The sequence below is a fragment of the Stenotrophomonas sp. 22LJNL06-5-1 genome, from assembly GCF_056861455.1.
Genome location: NZ_JBSPUE010000012.1, coordinates 83,036 through 98,514 on the forward strand (window position 1 = coordinate 83,036; position 15,479 = coordinate 98,514).

A 15,479-nucleotide genomic window follows, 5' to 3' on the forward strand; every position below is an offset into this window, starting at 1 on the left:
CGCCGTCTTCGTCCCGTGACCACAGCATGAAAATCAAACGATTCGTCGCCGCCGACATGCGCTCGGCCATGAACCTGGTGCGCAAGGAACATGGCCCTGACGCCGTGATCCTGTCCAACCGCCGGATCGAGGAAGGCATCGAGATCGTCGCCGCCGCCAACTACGATGAGAGCGCCGTGCAGCGTGCGCTGGAAGCCTCGCGTCGCGACATCGCTCCGCCGCCGGCGCCGAAGCCGCGCACCGCCGCCGACGCGGTGATCGCCGCCGTCACCCGCCGCCGCAGCAGTACCCCGGCGCCGGAACCGGTCGCCGCCACCACCTCGGCCGTGGCCGCCCTCGCCCGCGCTGCGGTCGGCGCCACCGGCCGCACCCTGGACAGCGCCGACGAGATCGTGCCGACCCGCGGCAGCACCGGCTTCGCCGCCACCCTGGCGCGTGCCGCCGTCAACGAACCGGCGCTGCCGGAACAGATCTTCGCTCCGTTCGCCGAAGCCCCCGTTGCACCGGCACCTGCCAACGCCGTGCCGGCCAACCGCGCCCACTTCCAGATCGATCCGCCGCAGGCTGCGGATCACGAAAGCCCGGCCCCGACGGTGCAGCCGCCGCCGCTGCCGGCCGCTGCTGTGGCCGCCACCCAGCCGGGAATCGCCGCCAGCGAACCGGCACCGGCTGAAGCCAGCGACGAAACCGACCCTGCCCCCGTGCTGGCCCCGGCACCGACGCTGACCGTGGTTGCCCAGGACGACGCCGAGATCCGCCAGCTGCGCCAGGAAGTGGCGGGCATGCGCCAGGTGATCGAGCGCGAAATGAACCGCTTCACCGACGAGCGCCTGCGCGGTTGCCCGGTGCGCGCCACTGCGCTGGACCTGATGGACGAGTACGGCTTCGACGCCGGCCTGGCCCGCGACGTGGCCATGCAGATCCCGCTGGAGACCGAGGCCCACCGCGGCCGCGGCCTGATGCTGGGGCTGATTTCGCGCAAGCTGCCGATCGCCCCGGTCGACCCGCTGGAAGAAGGCGGCGTGATCGCCCTGGTCGGCCCGACCGGCGCCGGCAAGACCACCACCATCGCCAAGCTGGCCTCGCGCTTCGCCGAGAAGCACGCGCCGCGTGACGTCGCCCTGGTCACCACCGACACCACCCGCATCGGTGCCCGCGAGCAGCTGTACGGCTACGGCCGCCAGCTCGGCATCGCGGTGCACGAGGCCAACAGCGGCACCGACCTGGACCAGCTGCTGGAACGCCTGAAGGACTACAAGCTGGTACTGATCGACACCGCCGGCCTGGGCCCGCGCGACCGCGCACTGGCCGCCCAGCTGCAGTGGCTGCGTGCCGCCCGCCAGGTGCGCACCCTGCTGGTGCTGCCGGCCAACACCAGCTTCGGCGACATGGACGAGGTGGTCCGCCGCTTCGGCGCCGCCAACCTGCAGGGCCTGGTACTGAGCAAGCTGGACGAGACCGGCCGCTTCGGCAACGCCCTGTCGGTGGCCGTGGACCACGCCCTGCCGATCACCTGGGTGACCGATGGCCAGGACGTTCCGGAGGACCTGCACCGGGCCAGTGCAGCCAATCTCGTACTTCGCCTTGAAGATTTGCGCCGCGCGGCCGATATGCCCTGCAACCCGGAGTTGAACCATGCCGTCGCGTGAGTACGCCAAGCTGACCAAGACCTTCCCGCTGTCGGCCACCCGCAGCGAGCCGCTCGGCCCTGTGCGCACCATTGCCGTCACTGGCGGCAAGGGCGGCGTGGGCAAGACCAACGTTTCGGCCAACCTGGCCGTGGCGCTGGCCGGCATGGGCAAGCGCACGCTGCTGCTGGACGCCGACCTCGGCCTGGCCAACATCGACGTGATCCTGGGGCTGAATCCCACCTTTACCCTGGCCGACCTGGTCGCCGGCCGCTGCACGCTGGACGACGTCATCGTCGAAGGCCCGAACGGGGTGCTGGTGGTGCCGGCCGCGTCCGGCCGCCGCCACATGGCCGAACTGGCCCCGGCCGAGCACGTCGGCCTGGTCAACGTGTTCTCCGAACTCGAGCGCGAGTTGGACATCATGGTGGTGGACACCGCCGCCGGCATCACCGATGGCGTGCTGACCTTCTGCCAGGCCGCGCAGGACACCGTGGTGGTGGTCTGTGACGAGCCGGCCTCGATCACCGACGCCTATGCGCTGATCAAGGTGCTGTCGCGCGAGCGCGGTGTGGACCGCATCCAGGTGGTAGCCAACATGGTGCGCGACCCTAACGAGGGCCGCGTGCTGTACGAGAAGCTGACCCGCGTCTGCGAGAAGTTCCTCGCCGATGTCTCGCTGAACTACCTGGGCTGCGTGCCGCAGGATGACTGGCTGCGCCTGTCGGTGCAGCGCCAGCAGCCGGTGGTGAAGGCCTACCCGTCCAGCCCGGCCGCGCTTGCGATCACCGAGATCGCGCGCCGTACCGCACGCTGGCAGGCGCCGACCGAACCGCGCGGCGGCGTTGAGTTCTTCCTCGAACGCATCCTCAAGCAGCGAGGGGTGGCCGCATGAAAGGCGCAGCCCAGTACAGGGAAGTCCAGCGCTCGGCGGCCAACGAGGTCATCGCCCAGCATTCGGACCTGGTGCGGCGCATCGCCCACCACCTGGCCGCACGCCTGCCGGCGAGCGTCGAAGTCGACGACCTGATCCAGGCCGGCATGATGGGCCTGATCGAAGCGTCGCGCAGCTATGACGCCGACCAGGGTGCTTCGTTCGAGACTTACGCCTCGATCCGCATCCGCGGTTCGATGATCGATGAGATCCGCCGTGGCGACTGGGTGCCGCGCTCGGTGCACCGCCGTGCACGTGATGCCGCCGCCACCATCCGCCGCCTGGAACAGAGCAGTGGCCGTGCCGCCAGCGCCACCGAAGTGGCCGCCGCGATGGAGATGCCATTGCCCGAGTACCTGCGGCTGATGGAAGACGCCGCCCGCGGCCAGGTGCTGAGCCTGGAATCGCGCATCGAGGACCAGGGCGAGCTGGACACCGTGGCCCAGGGTGGTCCGACCCCGCAGCAGGTGCTGGAGCGCGGCGAGTTCGGCCGCGAGCTGGGCAAGGCCATCGGCCACCTGCCCGAGCGCGAACAGCTGGTGCTCTCGCTCTACTACGAGCAGGAACTGAACCTGAAGGAGATCGGCGCGGTGCTCGGCGTGAGCGAGTCGCGGGTCTGCCAGATCCACGGCCAGGCGGTACTGCGCCTGCGTGGCCGGCTGAAGCTGTTCGAGGCTGCCGACGCCGGCCTCGAAGAATGAACATCCCCGAGGCGGCTGCCCCCGGCCGTCCGGAATGAACAACAAAGGAATTCTGCTTTGAACAAGAACATGCGCATCCTGATCGTCGACGACTTCTCGACCATGCGTCGAATCGTCAAGAACCTGCTGGGCGATCTGGGCTTCACCAACACCGCCGAAGCCGAGGACGGGCATGCCGCGCTGTCGCTGCTGCAGAGCCAGCCGTTCGATTTCGTGGTGACCGACTGGAACATGCCGGTGATGACCGGCATCGAGCTGCTCAAGGCGATCCGTGCCGATGCCAAGCTGAAGACCCTGCCGGTGCTGATGGTCACTGCCGAAGCCAAGCGCGAGCAGATCATCGAAGCCGCCCAGAGCGGCGTGAACGGCTACATCATCAAGCCGTTCACCGCGCAGACGCTGGAAGAGAAGCTCGGCAAGATCTTCGAACGCCTGGCGGCCAGCGCCTGATGGATACCACGGTCGACAAGAACGCCCTCGCCCTGCGCCTGCAGGAAGCCCTGGACGCACTGGAGTCCGGTGACGAGGCCGCCTGGCGGCAGCGCATCGACGGACTGGTCGCGCTGCGCACGCAGCCGATGATGAGCGGCCTCTCGCGGCTGGCCCGCGAACTGGGACAGGCGCTGGGTGAACTACCGACCGTACCCAGCGAAGCCGGCGAACTGGACGATGCCTGCGCGCGCCTGGACCACGTGGTGGCGATGACCGAACAGGCCACGCACCGCACCCTGGACCTGGCCGAGGAATGCCGCAGCCTGACCGAACAGCTGCGCGCCGAAGGCCTGCAGCCTGGCCAGGACGCGCAGCTCGAGCGCATCCGCCACAACCTGACCGAGATCGCCCTGACCCAGAGCTACCAGGACCTGACCGGGCAGATCATCCGTCGCGTGGTCGGCATCGTCCGCCGCGTGCACGAAGGCTTCGGCGCACTCGGCCTGCCGCCGGAACAGCATCGCACCGACCCGGAACTGGCCGGGCCGGCACTGAAGGGACTGGACCGCCACGCGGTCTCGCAGAACGACGCCGACGACCTGTTGTCGGATCTGGGGCTGTAAGCATGAGCGCGGTATCCGACGACATCACTGCCGATTTCATCATCGAGGCACAGGAAATCCTGGATCGCCTCGGCGAACAGCTGGTGTCGCTGGAGCAGGCACCGCAGGACAGCGATCAGCTCAACGCGGTGTTCCGCGGCTACCACACGCTCAAGGGCGGCGCCGGCTTCCTCGGCGTCACCGCCATGGTCGAGCTGTGCCACGCCGCTGAAGAAGCGCTGGGCGCCGCCCGCGCCGGCCAGGCGGTGCTGCAGGCCCACCACTTCGACGCGGCCCAGCAATCGCTGGATTACCTGCAGTCGATGCTGGATGCCGTGTCTTCCGGCACCGAGCCAGGCTATGCGCCGCCGGACCTGATCGCCCAGTTCGACGTACATGGCAGCGCCGTGGCTGCACCCGCCACCGCAGCACCCTCTGCGGGCGGCAGCGACCTGATCACCGACGACGAATTCGAGGCCCTGCTCGACCAGCTACACGGCGGCAATGCACCGACCGCCGTCGCGCCGGCAAAAAAAGCCGACGACGGACTGATCAGCGAAGACGAGTTCGAAGCCCTGCTCGACCAGCTGCACGGTGGCGCCGCACCGGGCACCAAGCCTGCCGCTGCCGTGGCGCCGGCACCGGTTGCAGCCCCGCGACCGGCCGCCGCACCGGCACCGGCGGCAAAGCCGGCTGCCAAGCCGTTGGCCGAGGCCGAACACACGGTGCGCGTGGACACCAAGCGCCTGGACGCGATCGTCAACCTGATCGGCGAACTGGTGCTGTCACGTAATCGGCTCAAGACTCTGCGTGCACGCCTGCGCGATGAAGAGCTGGACCGCGCCGTGTCCACCCTGGACATCGCCACGGCCCGCCTGCAGTCGGCGGTGATGCGTACCCGCATGCAGCCGGTGGGCAAGGTCTTCTCCCGCTTCCCCAAGGTTGCCCGCGACGTCGCCCGCTCACTGAAGAAGGAAGTGGACCTGGAGCTGATCGGCGCCGAGACCGAGCTCGACCGCAACCTGGTCGAAGCGCTGGCCGACCCGCTGGTGCACCTGGTCCGCAACGCCATCGACCACGGCGTGGAAATGCCCGACCTGCGCGAGGCGCAGGGCAAGCCGCGGATGGGCCATGTACGCCTCTCGGCGCAGCAGGAAGGCGACTACGTCAGTATCGAGGTGCAGGACGATGGCGCCGGCATCGACCCGGAAAAGCTGCGTGCCAAGGCGCGCGAGAAGGGCCTGATCGATCCCGAAGCGGCCGCCCGCCTGAGCAGCGAGGAATGCCTGCATCTGGTGTTCCTGCCGGGCTTCTCGACCAAGCAGCAGGTCACCGACATCTCCGGCCGCGGCGTCGGCATGGACGTGGTGCAGTCACGCATCCGCGAACTGAGCGGCCAGATCCAGATCCAGTCGGAGCTGGGCCGTGGCAGCCGCTTCCTGATCCGCGTGCCGCTGACCCTGGCGATCCTGCCGACCCTGCTGGTGCAGGCAGGTGAGGACGTCTACGCGTTGCCCCTGGCGCGCGTGATGGAAGTGCTGCACGCGCCGCGCACGTCGCTGGGCTGGTTCGATGGCCGTGCCGTGCTCGACCGCCGCTCGCACACCCTGCCGCTGGTCGATCTGCGCCAGTGGCTGGATGTGACGCCCGCCGCCTCGCCCCTGCTGACCATCGTGGTGCTGCAGGCCGGCGAAGCGCGCTTCGGGCTGGTCGTGGACCAGGTGCGCGGGCGTGAGGAAGTGGTCATCAAGCCGCTGCCGAAAGCCCTGCGCGGCCTGCGCGGTTATGCCGGTGCAACCTTGATCGGCGATGGTCGCATGGCCCTGATCCTGGACGTGGACGGGCTGCGATGACCCCCGCCGGGCGTCCCCCGGCGACCCGAAAACTGTGACTACCGTCTGTACGCGATCTACCGGTGTCTCAAGTCCCATTCATACACGCCGATACCGGAACCATGGATAGACTCAGCCTCATTGGACTCTTTCTCGCCCTGGCCTCGCTGGTCGGTGGCAGCATCCTCAAGGGCGCCGGCCTGGCGTCGTTGTGGTCGCCTGCGGCGTTCGTGATCGTCATCGTCGGCACCGTCGCCGCGATCCTGCTGCATACCTCGCCGGCGGTGTTCAAGCATGCGTTCAAGATCGTGCGCTGGGTGGTGCGCCCGCCGCACAGTGATCGCCGCGAACTGATCCAGCAGATCGTCGAGTGGAGCAACATCGCCCGCCGCCAGGGCCTGCTGGGCCTGGAATCGCAGGTGGAAGCACAGCAGGACCCGTTCCTGCGCAAGGGCCTGCAGCTGCTGGTAGACGGCGTCGAACCCGAATCGATGCGGCACATGCTGGAAATCGAACTGGGCAGCCAGGAGCACCAGGACCAGGCCGCCGCCAAGGTCTTCGAAGCAATGGGCATCTACGCCCCGACCCTCGGCATCATCGGCGCCGTGCTCGGCCTGATCGCGGTGATGAAGAACCTGGCCGACCCGAGCAAGCTCGGCCACGGCATCGCCGCTGCGTTCACCGCCACCATCTACGGCATCGCCTCGGCCAACCTGCTGTTCCTGCCGGTTGCCGCCAAGCTCAAGAGTGTGATCTCGCACAACACCCGCGACCGCGAAATGGTCATCGAAGGCCTGATCTCGATCGCCCAGGGCGAGAACCCGCGCAACATCGAAACCAACCTCTCCGGCTTCCTGCACTGACATGGCCCGCCGCAAGCACCACGAAGAGCACGCCAACCACGAAGCATGGGCGATTCCCTATGCCGACCTGATGACGCTGCTGCTCGCCTTCTTCGTGGTCATGTACGCGATTTCCTCGGTCAACGAGGGCAAGTACCGGATCATGGCCGACGCGCTGACCGATGCCTTCGGGGGCGCACCGCGCACGATCAATCCGGTGCAGGTGGGTAACAAGCAGGTGCAGGGTGGCGGCTGGGACAGCCCCTCGGTGATCAAGTCCGGCACCAAGATCGGGCCCTCGGCGCCGGCGCCATTGCACGACCCGACCCTGCTGCCATCGATGGCCTCGCAGATGCGCATGCCGGTGTCGGTGCACAACCAGGAGCAGATCGCGCGGGCCGAGCGCCAGCTCAACAGCATCGCCGACCGCCTCACTGCCGCACTGGCGCCGCTGATCGACCGCGGCATGATCAGCGTGCGCCGCACCGAGCTGTGGATCGAAGTCGAGATCAACAGCGACATCCTGTTCCCCACCGGCTCGGCGGCGCTGGACGTGCATGCGCGGCAGACCCTGGCCAGCCTGGCCGAGGTCCTGCGCGACGTGCCCAACAGCGTGCGCGTGGAAGGCCACACCGACAACGTGCCGATTGCCACCGCCACCTTCCCGTCCAACTGGGAACTGTCGGCCGGGCGTGCGGCCAGCGTGGTGCACCTGTTCGCCGACCAGGGCGTGCAGCCATCGCGGCTGGCGATGGTCGGCTACGGCCAGTTCCGCCCGCGCGAAGAGAACGACAGCGCGCAGGGCCGCAACCGCAACCGCCGGGTGATGGTCATCATCCTGGCCGACACCTCGCATTCGGTGGACCCGCTTGGCCAGCGCCTGAACGCAGCCACCGGTGCCACCCAAAGCACCGACACCGAACAAGCCGCGGCAACTCCGGCTACCGCCCCCACCTCCCCCATCGCACCGGTGAAGTTGCCGCCGGTGCCGGCTGGCAGCCGCGTCGGCGCCGCCGTTCCCCCGGCAATGAAGGAGTAAACCGATGCGCATCTGGGCAGTCGCCAACCAGAAGGGCGGAGTCGGCAAGACCACTACCACCCTCGCCCTCGGCCGCGGCCTGGCCGCGCTCGGCCATCGCGTGCTGCTGATCGACCTCGATCCACATGCCTCGCTCAGCCGCGCCTTCGGCGTGCCGGTGGACCCGCCGCCGGCCGGCGTACTGGAACTGTTCGGCGCCCCGCCGGCCGATCTTTCCAGCCTGTGCCATGCCAGCAACATCCACGGCCTGGACTATGTCTGTGCACAGTCCGCGCTGGCCACACTGGAGCGCCGCAGCGCCAACCAGCCCGGCCTCGGCCTGGCCCTGCAGAACGCTCTGGCGCGCCACCAGGGCCAGCATGACTACATCCTGCTGGACTGCGCACCGACCCTCGGCCTGCTGATGATCAACGCACTGGCCGCAGCCGACCGCCTGATCATCCCCACCCAGGCCGAGCCACTGGCGCTGCATGGCCTGGATGGCATGGTCCGCACCGGCGAGATGGTCGAGCGCTCGCGCCGCCGCCCGCTGCCGATCTCGATCCTGCCGACTCTGTTCGACCGCCGCACCCGCGCCGGCAACGAGTCACTGCGCACCATGCAGGACCGTCATGGCAGCCGCGTGTGGGAAGACGCCATTCCGATCGACACCCGCATCAGCAACGCCTCCGGCCTGACCCTGCCAAGCGTTGGTGAGGACTACCCGGGCCGCGGCCTGGCCGCCTATCGCCGCGCCCTGAACTGGATCCTCGGCGAGGATGCCCGCGCCCTGGAGCAGGCCGCATGAACAGCACCGGCGTACTGGACGACTATCTGGACGAACTGCTGGGCGAAGCGATCGCCGTGGCGCCACCGGTTGCACCGCCACCGGCCAGCGACGAAGCGTGCCCGGTGATTGCAGCGGACACCGAACGCGAGCCGACATGGGACGATCTGCCGGCCGAAGTGATCTACGAAACGGAGACTGTTGCCGCTGCCCCGGCAGAGGACGACGCAGCACTGGAAGCCGCCTTCGAGGCCGCCGCAATGCCGGTCGCCGCTCCCGAACGAGAACCGACCTGGGACGATCTGCCGGCCGAAGTGATCCACGAGACCTCCCCTGCCCCGGTCGCCGCCAAGGCAGGTCCGGAACCCACCTGGGACGATCTGCCGGACGAAGTGATCTACGAGACCGATCCGGCCGACAGCCTTCGCCTGGCCCACACTGACAGCCCCGGCCTGCAGGCTGCGTTCGAGGCCGCAGCCGGCGGCGAGGACGTTCCTGCGCCACCACCGGCCGTAGTCGCAGCACCCGCTCCAGTGGCGCGCACCGATGCCGCCCCGCCACCGCGCGTGGCCGTGGACGCGCCAGCAGGCAACCGTCCGAACAGCTGGCAGGAACTGCAGGCACAGGCACACCGGCCCGCCAGCAGCCCGCATCCGCAGAACCGTCGCGCCGGCGAGCGCACCTCGCGCTGGCTGCGCCTGCGCTGCGGCACCCAGGCGTATGCACTGGAACTGCTGAAGGTGCAGGAAGTGGTGCTGCCGGTGCCGCTGCTGCCGTTGCGCGGCACCGCGCCGGCCATGCTCGGCATCATGAACCTGCGTGGCCAGGTGGTGCCGGTGATGGATCTCGGCCTGCACCTTGGCGCGGCGGCCGCCGAAGACGACTCACAGACCCGCATCGTGGTGCTGGAGGAAGACGGCGAGACCATCGGCCTGCGCGTGTCGGCGGTGGAAGATGTCGCCAACCTCACCGATTCGCAGATCGAGCCGCCGGATACCGCGCGCATCTGCCAGATCTCCAACGACCTGTTCCGTGGCGTCGCCCGGGTCAGCCAGCGCCCGATGATCCTGCTGGATGCCACACGGTTGTTGAGCTGAGCTGGAAAAAGGGGACGGAGGGGATTAAGTCGCAAGTGGCTCGACGCTTTGCGCCGACGCGGTGCCTGTCGGGGACGCCGTTGCCGAGGGCGGCTGCAGTAGAGCCAGGTCGATTGCGACTTAATCCCCTCCGTCCCCTTTTCAACAGCGACCGCATCGACGCACCGCGTCGATTCCCCTAAAGAACCCTGCCGGGGTGCCGTTATGGATCACGGAACCGTTTGTCCGGAGCAACGATGAGCACTGTCGAACTGGGTGGGGATCTCGGCATCGAGAGCACCGCCGAGCTCAAGAACCGCCTCGCCCCATTGGTGGCACAGGCAGGCGAGCTGACCCTGGATGCAAGCCAGGTCGCCCGCATCCACACGGCCGCCGTGCAGGTGCTGTGTGCGTTCGTGCAGGCCCGCCGCGAGGCAGGCCTGGGCACCGGCTTCCACGGTTGCACCGCAACCTTCCGTGACGCCGCGCGCCTGCTGGGCGTCACCCAGGCCCTGGGCCTGGACGTAACCCATGACAACCTGAAATCTGTGGAGAACGCTGCATGAGCGCACGTATCTTGGTGGTGGACGATTCGGCGTCAATGCGCCAGATGGTTTCCTTCGCCCTCACCTCGGCCGGTTTTGCCGTCGAAGAAGCCGAAGACGGCGCGGTCGCGCTCGGTCGTGCCAAGGGCCAGCGCTTCAATGCGGTGGTCACCGACGTCAACATGCCGAACATGGACGGCATCGCGCTGATCCGCGAACTGCGCCAGCTGCCGGACTACAAGTTCACCCCGCTGCTGATGCTGACCACCGAATCGGCCGCCGACAAGAAGTCCGAAGGCAAGGCCGCCGGCGCCACCGGTTGGCTGGTCAAGCCGTTCAATCCGGAACAGCTGGTCGCCACCGTGCAGAAAGTGCTGGGCTGATCGCCCGCCACCGCTCCCCCTCTTCGCTTCCGGACCACCACTGCCATGAGCATGGACCTGCAACGCTTCCACGCCACCTTCTTCGAGGAGAGCCGCGAAGGCCTCGACGCGATGGAGGCTGGCCTGCTGGCCCTGGAATCGGGGCAGCAGGACGCGGAGATCATCAATTCGGTGTTCCGCGCCGCCCACTCGATCAAGGGCGGCGCCGGCACCTTCGGCTTCGACGCGATCGCCGGCCTGACCCATGTGCTGGAGACGCTGCTCGATGAGCTGCGCGCCGGCAAGCGGGCACTTGAAGGCCATGCCGTCGACGCCATGCTGTCCTCGGTGGACGTGCTGCGCGCCCTGCTGCGCGAAGCCGAACACGGCCAGGCTGCCGATCCGGCTGCAGTCGCTGCGGTGAAGGCGCGCCTGGAAGCGGTTCTTTCCGGCCAGGCCGCAGCGAGTGCCCCGGCTGCCGCCGCAGCCAAGGTGGACGATACGCCGGAAGCCTGGCAGATCGGTTTCACTCCGGCACCGTCGCTGTTCATGAGCGGCAACGACCCGCTGCGCATCATCCGCGAACTGGAACATCTCGGTTCGCTGGAGGTCGCCGCGCGCATGGAACGCCTGCCGGGCTTCGCCCAGCTCGACCCGCTCGAGGCCCACCTGGCGTGGGACCTGGGCCTGGTCGGCAAGGTGCCGCGCAGCAAGATCGAAGACACCTTCGCCTGGGTGCTGGACGACTGCGAACTGGACATCCGTCCGGCTGCGCCGCCGAGCCTGGCCACCGAGGCACCTGCCACACCCGCCCCTTCCACACCGGCTGCCGTTGTACCGGCGGCACCCACCGCCGCTGCCAGCAGCGGTGGCGGCCAGGAAGCGGAAACCTCGATCCGCGTCAGCGTCGACAAGGTCGATGCGCTGATCAACCTGGTCGGCGAACTGGTCATCACCCAGGCCATGCTCAAGCAGGTCTCGCACGCACTGGACCCGGTCCACGCCGAGAGCCTGTTCGCCGGCCTGGACCAGCTTGAACGCAACACCCGCGACCTGCAGGAAGCGGTGATCGGCGTGCGCATGCTGCCGGTCGATGCGGTGTTCCGCCGCTTCCCGCGCCTGGTCCGCGATCTGTCCAGCCGCCTTGGCAAGCAGGTCCGCCTGCGCACCGTCGGTGAAGGCACCGAACTGGACAAGGGCCTGATCGAGAAGATCGCCGATCCGCTGGTGCATCTGGTGCGCAACTCGATCGACCACGGCCTGGAAATGCCGGACGTGCGTCGCGGCGCGGGCAAGGACGAGACCGGCACGATCACCCTGGCGGCTTCGCACCAGGGCGGCCACATCGTCATCGAAGTCAGCGACGACGGTCGCGGCCTCGACCGCACCAAGATCCTGGCCAAGGCCCACGAACGCGGCCTGGCGGTGCCGGACAACCCGACCGATTCGCAGGTCTGGGACCTGATCTTCCAGCCTGGTTTCTCCACCGCCGATGCGGTCACCGACCTGTCCGGCCGTGGCGTCGGCATGGACGTGGTCCGCCGCAACATCCAGGCGCTGGGGGGCGAGGTGCAGATCGAAAGCAGCCTCGGCGCCGGCACCCGCACGCTGATCCGCCTGCCACTGACCCTGGCCATCCTCGATGGCATGACCGTGGCGGTGGCCGGTGAAACCCTGATCCTGCCGCTGGCTTATGTGCTTGAGGCCCTGCAGCCGCAGGCCGAGGACATCCGCAGCATGGCCGGCGAAGGCCGCGTGCTGCGCGTGCGCGGTGAGTACCTGCCGATCCTGTCGCTGAGCGAGTACTACGGCTACGGCAACCGCGCACCGGGCAGCGAATCGCTGGTGGTGGTGGTCGAAGGCGATGGCCAGAAGATCGCGCTGGAAGTGGACGAGCTGGTCGGCCAGCAGCAGGTGGTGGTGAAGAACATCGAGAACAACTACCGCCGTATCGGCGGGGTGTCCGGTGCCACCATCCTTGGCGATGGCCGCGTGGCCCTGATCGTCGACATCGGCGGACTGGTGCGTTCGCTGCGGATGCCGCAGGCCGCCTGATCCACGCTGCAGGCGTGTACTGGACCGCCGCCCTTCGGGGCGGCGGTTTTTGTTTGCGCGCGCCCTGCCAAGGGATTTGACCCCAACCCACAGCGCCCTGCATTCCGTGAACTCCGTCAATGCGACGGTTTCGCGCGCAACTACGCCATGCCAGCGCAAGCCCCGCCACGGCGTCACTTTCGCGCCGTCATCCCTACGCAACCGAATGTGATCTGCGTCCATAAAGTCCATCCGAACTGCGCCGCTATTTCGCTTTGACGGCCGTCACCGAACCCCCACCGGGCACCACCGTTCGCTCTGCAACCACCCCCAGCCGACGCAACGACGCCGGCGCCCTGCCCACCTGGAGCACCCTGCATGAAGTGGTTCCACGATCTGCCCATCGCCCGCAAGCTGGCCGTGGGGTTCACCCTCACCACCCTGATGACCGTCGTACTGGGTGCCTTCGCCCTGGTCCGCCTGTCCGAGGCCAACGCGCAGCTGAGCGCCATGGCCTCCAACGATATTCCGTCCGTGCAGTACCTCGGCGAAGTGCGCTCGCAGCTGGGTGAGTTCCGTACCTATGAGCTGGCCCAGCTGAGCATGCTGGACCAGCCCGAGAAGGTGGCCGACTACAACAAGCGCATGGACGACACCGCCGCCGTCGTGCGCGAACAGCTGGCCGCGTACGCCAAGCTGCCGGCCGGCGCCAAGGAGCGCGAGCTCTACCGCGCCGTGCAGGCCGACGTCGATGGCTACTTCGCAGCCAATGCCAAGCTGCGCGAAGCGGCCACCGCCGGCGATGGCGTCGTCGCACGGCAGATCTCCGACGACCAGTCGCGCCCGCTGCGCCGCAAGGCCTTTGAAGACCTCAAGGCACTGGGCGCGTACAGCAGCTCGCTGATGCAGGGCAAGATCGACAACGCCAATGCCACCCACCGCAACAGCATGCTGGCGATCATTGCCGCCGTCGTACTGCTGGTTGTGGTCGCCGCAACCCTGGCGGTGGTCATCTCGCGCGCCGTGGTCGGCCCGCTCGGCAAGGCCGTGAACGCCATCCAGGCCGTCGCACGCGGCGACCTCAGCGTCACCACCCAGAGCACCGGCAAGGACGAGGCTGGCCGCATGCTGGCGGCCACCACCGAAATGACCGCGATGCTGCGCCGCTTCTCCGAGCAGACCCAGCTGATGGCGCAGATGCACGCCGGCCCGGACATCAGCCATCGCATTCCGGAAGACTTCCCGGGCGTCTATGGACAGCTGGCCAGCGGTATCAACACAGTCATCTTCGAACATCTCGACTCGATCCGCGATGCCATCGACGTGCTCAACCAGTACGCCACCGGCAACCTCGCCCCGGACGCACGCCGCCTGCCGGGCAGCCGCGCGATCCTGCACGAGTCGATGGATGCGGCCAAGGCCAGCCTGCTCGCCATCAACACGCAGATCCAGCAGCTGGCCTCGGCCGCCGCCGCCGGCGACTTCAGCCAGCGCGGTGATGCGCAGCGTTTCGATCACGACTTCCGCGTGATGATCGAGCAGCTCAACAGCATGATGCAGGTGGCCGACGGCAACCTCGGCCAGCTCTCGAAGCTGCTGCAGTCGATCGCCGCCGGCGACCTGACCGCACGCATGGACGGCCAGTTCAACGGCGTGTTCGCACGCATGCGTGACGACGCCAACACCACCGTTGCACAGCTGACCCAGATCGTCGGCCAGATCCAGGCCAGCGCCAGCAGCATCACCCTGGCCGCCGGCGAGATTGCTTCGGGCAACAGTGATCTGTCGCGCCGCACCGAGCAGCAGGCCGCCAACCTGGAAGAGACCGCTGCCTCGATGGAGGAACTGACCTCCACCGTGCGCCAGAACGCCGAGCACGCCCGCCAGGCCAACCAGCTCGCTATCGGCGCGCATGGCGTCGCCTCGCAGGGCGGTGAAGTGGTCGGCCAGGTGGTCAGCACGATGTCGGCCATCGAAGCCTCGTCGAAGAAGATCGCCGAGATCATCTCGGTCATCGACGGCATCGCCTTCCAGACCAACATCCTGGCGCTGAACGCCGCGGTGGAAGCCGCACGTGCCGGTGAACAGGGTCGTGGTTTCGCCGTGGTCGCCAGCGAAGTGCGCACCCTCGCCCAGCGCTCGGCCGCTGCCGCCAAGGAGATCAAGGGCCTGATCGATGATTCGGTCGGCAAGGTCGCCGAAGGCTCCAGCCTGGTCCATCAGGCCGGCAGCACCATGGGCGAGATCGTTGCTTCGGTGCAGCGCGTGACCGACATCATGGCCGAGATCTCTGCGGCCTCGCAGGAACAGAGCGCCGGCATCGAGCAGGTCAACCAGACCGTGGTGCAGATGGACGAGACCACCCAGCAGAACGCCGCGCTGGTGGAGGAAGCCACCGCCGCCGCGCGTGCAATGGAAGACCAGGCCGTGCAGCTGGGTGAAGCCGTGGCCCGCTTCCGGCTGGCATCACAGGGCGCCACCGCCGCGCCGGCACGCCTGACCACCGCACCGCTGCCACGCCAGGTGGCGGCCGCCGCGCCGGCTGCCAGGCCCGCCCCCGCTCGTGCGCTGCGTGCATCGGCGGCGCAGCCCGCACTGGCTGCGGACGGCGACTGGCAGGAGTTCTGACCCCTTACGCGACCCCGGACGCATGGAAAGTGATGCAATTCTCACTTCATAATCCGGC

The 15,479-nt window shown here is 68.2% G+C and carries 14 protein-coding genes; all 14 read left to right on the forward strand.

The features are described 5' to 3' along the window. The first annotated feature begins 26 nt into the window (after positions 1-26). Positions 27-1,649: a flagellar biosynthesis GTPase FlhF gene (gene flhF, locus AC13GF_RS20435; RefSeq protein ID WP_483005803.1), complete on the forward strand. Its 1,623-nt coding sequence runs from the start codon at positions 27-29 to the stop codon at positions 1,647-1,649. Continuing rightward, positions 1,636-2,523, forward strand: a complete 888-nt coding sequence (locus AC13GF_RS20440) for a MinD/ParA family ATP-binding protein (protein WP_010482449.1) — start codon at positions 1,636-1,638, stop codon at positions 2,521-2,523. The genes flhF and AC13GF_RS20440 overlap by 14 nt, the downstream gene beginning before the upstream one ends. Further along, positions 2,520-3,263 carry an RNA polymerase sigma factor FliA gene (locus AC13GF_RS20445; RefSeq protein ID WP_049401180.1) on the forward strand — a complete coding sequence of 248 codons (744 nt, stop codon included), beginning with the start codon at positions 2,520-2,522 and terminating at the stop codon, positions 3,261-3,263. The genes AC13GF_RS20440 and AC13GF_RS20445 overlap by 4 nt, the downstream gene beginning before the upstream one ends. A 57-nt stretch (positions 3,264-3,320) precedes the next feature. Further along, positions 3,321-3,713 (forward strand): chemotaxis response regulator CheY, encoded by a 393-nt coding sequence (gene cheY, locus AC13GF_RS20450; protein ID WP_006365466.1) that lies wholly within the window; start codon positions 3,321-3,323, stop codon positions 3,711-3,713. Next, a complete protein-coding gene (locus tag AC13GF_RS20455) occupies positions 3,713-4,318 on the forward strand; it encodes a protein phosphatase CheZ (RefSeq protein ID WP_006442968.1) in 606 nt (201 codons plus the stop codon). The genes cheY and AC13GF_RS20455 overlap by 1 nt, the downstream gene beginning before the upstream one ends. Before the next feature lie 2 nt (positions 4,319-4,320). Next, complete coding sequence (locus tag AC13GF_RS20460; RefSeq protein ID WP_483005804.1) at positions 4,321-6,150, forward strand: chemotaxis protein CheA; 1,830 nt, start codon at positions 4,321-4,323, stop codon at positions 6,148-6,150. 101 nt (positions 6,151-6,251) lie between these two features. Then, entirely contained in the window at positions 6,252-6,992 is a 741-nt protein-coding gene (locus AC13GF_RS20465; RefSeq protein WP_126930401.1) for a flagellar motor protein, read from the forward strand. 1 nt (position 6,993) lies between these two features. Next, positions 6,994-8,010 carry a flagellar motor protein MotD gene (gene motD, locus AC13GF_RS20470; protein ID WP_483005805.1) on the forward strand — a complete coding sequence of 339 codons (1,017 nt, stop codon included), beginning with the start codon at positions 6,994-6,996 and terminating at the stop codon, positions 8,008-8,010. A 4-nt stretch (positions 8,011-8,014) separates the two neighbouring features. Then, positions 8,015-8,797 (forward strand): ParA family protein, encoded by a 783-nt coding sequence (locus AC13GF_RS20475; protein WP_483005806.1) that lies wholly within the window; start codon positions 8,015-8,017, stop codon positions 8,795-8,797. Next, positions 8,794-9,873 carry a chemotaxis protein CheW gene (locus tag AC13GF_RS20480; RefSeq protein ID WP_483005807.1) on the forward strand — a complete coding sequence of 360 codons (1,080 nt, stop codon included), beginning with the start codon at positions 8,794-8,796 and terminating at the stop codon, positions 9,871-9,873. Before AC13GF_RS20475 ends, AC13GF_RS20480 begins: the two co-directional genes overlap by 4 nt. 236 nt (positions 9,874-10,109) lie before the next feature. Then, positions 10,110-10,418 (forward strand): STAS domain-containing protein, encoded by a 309-nt coding sequence (locus AC13GF_RS20485; RefSeq protein WP_049444859.1) that lies wholly within the window; start codon positions 10,110-10,112, stop codon positions 10,416-10,418. Then, complete coding sequence (locus AC13GF_RS20490) at positions 10,415-10,780, forward strand: response regulator (protein ID WP_005409521.1); 366 nt, start codon at positions 10,415-10,417, stop codon at positions 10,778-10,780. Before AC13GF_RS20485 ends, AC13GF_RS20490 begins: the two co-directional genes overlap by 4 nt. Before the next feature lie 45 nt (positions 10,781-10,825). Beyond that, complete coding sequence (locus AC13GF_RS20495) at positions 10,826-12,814, forward strand: chemotaxis protein CheA (protein ID WP_483005808.1); 1,989 nt, start codon at positions 10,826-10,828, stop codon at positions 12,812-12,814. Between the two features lie 357 nt (positions 12,815-13,171). Next, the gene (locus AC13GF_RS20500) at positions 13,172-15,421 is read left to right on the forward strand and encodes a methyl-accepting chemotaxis protein (protein WP_483005809.1); all 2,250 of its coding nucleotides are present in this window, start codon (positions 13,172-13,174) and stop codon (positions 15,419-15,421) included. Positions 15,422-15,479 lie beyond the last annotated feature (58 nt).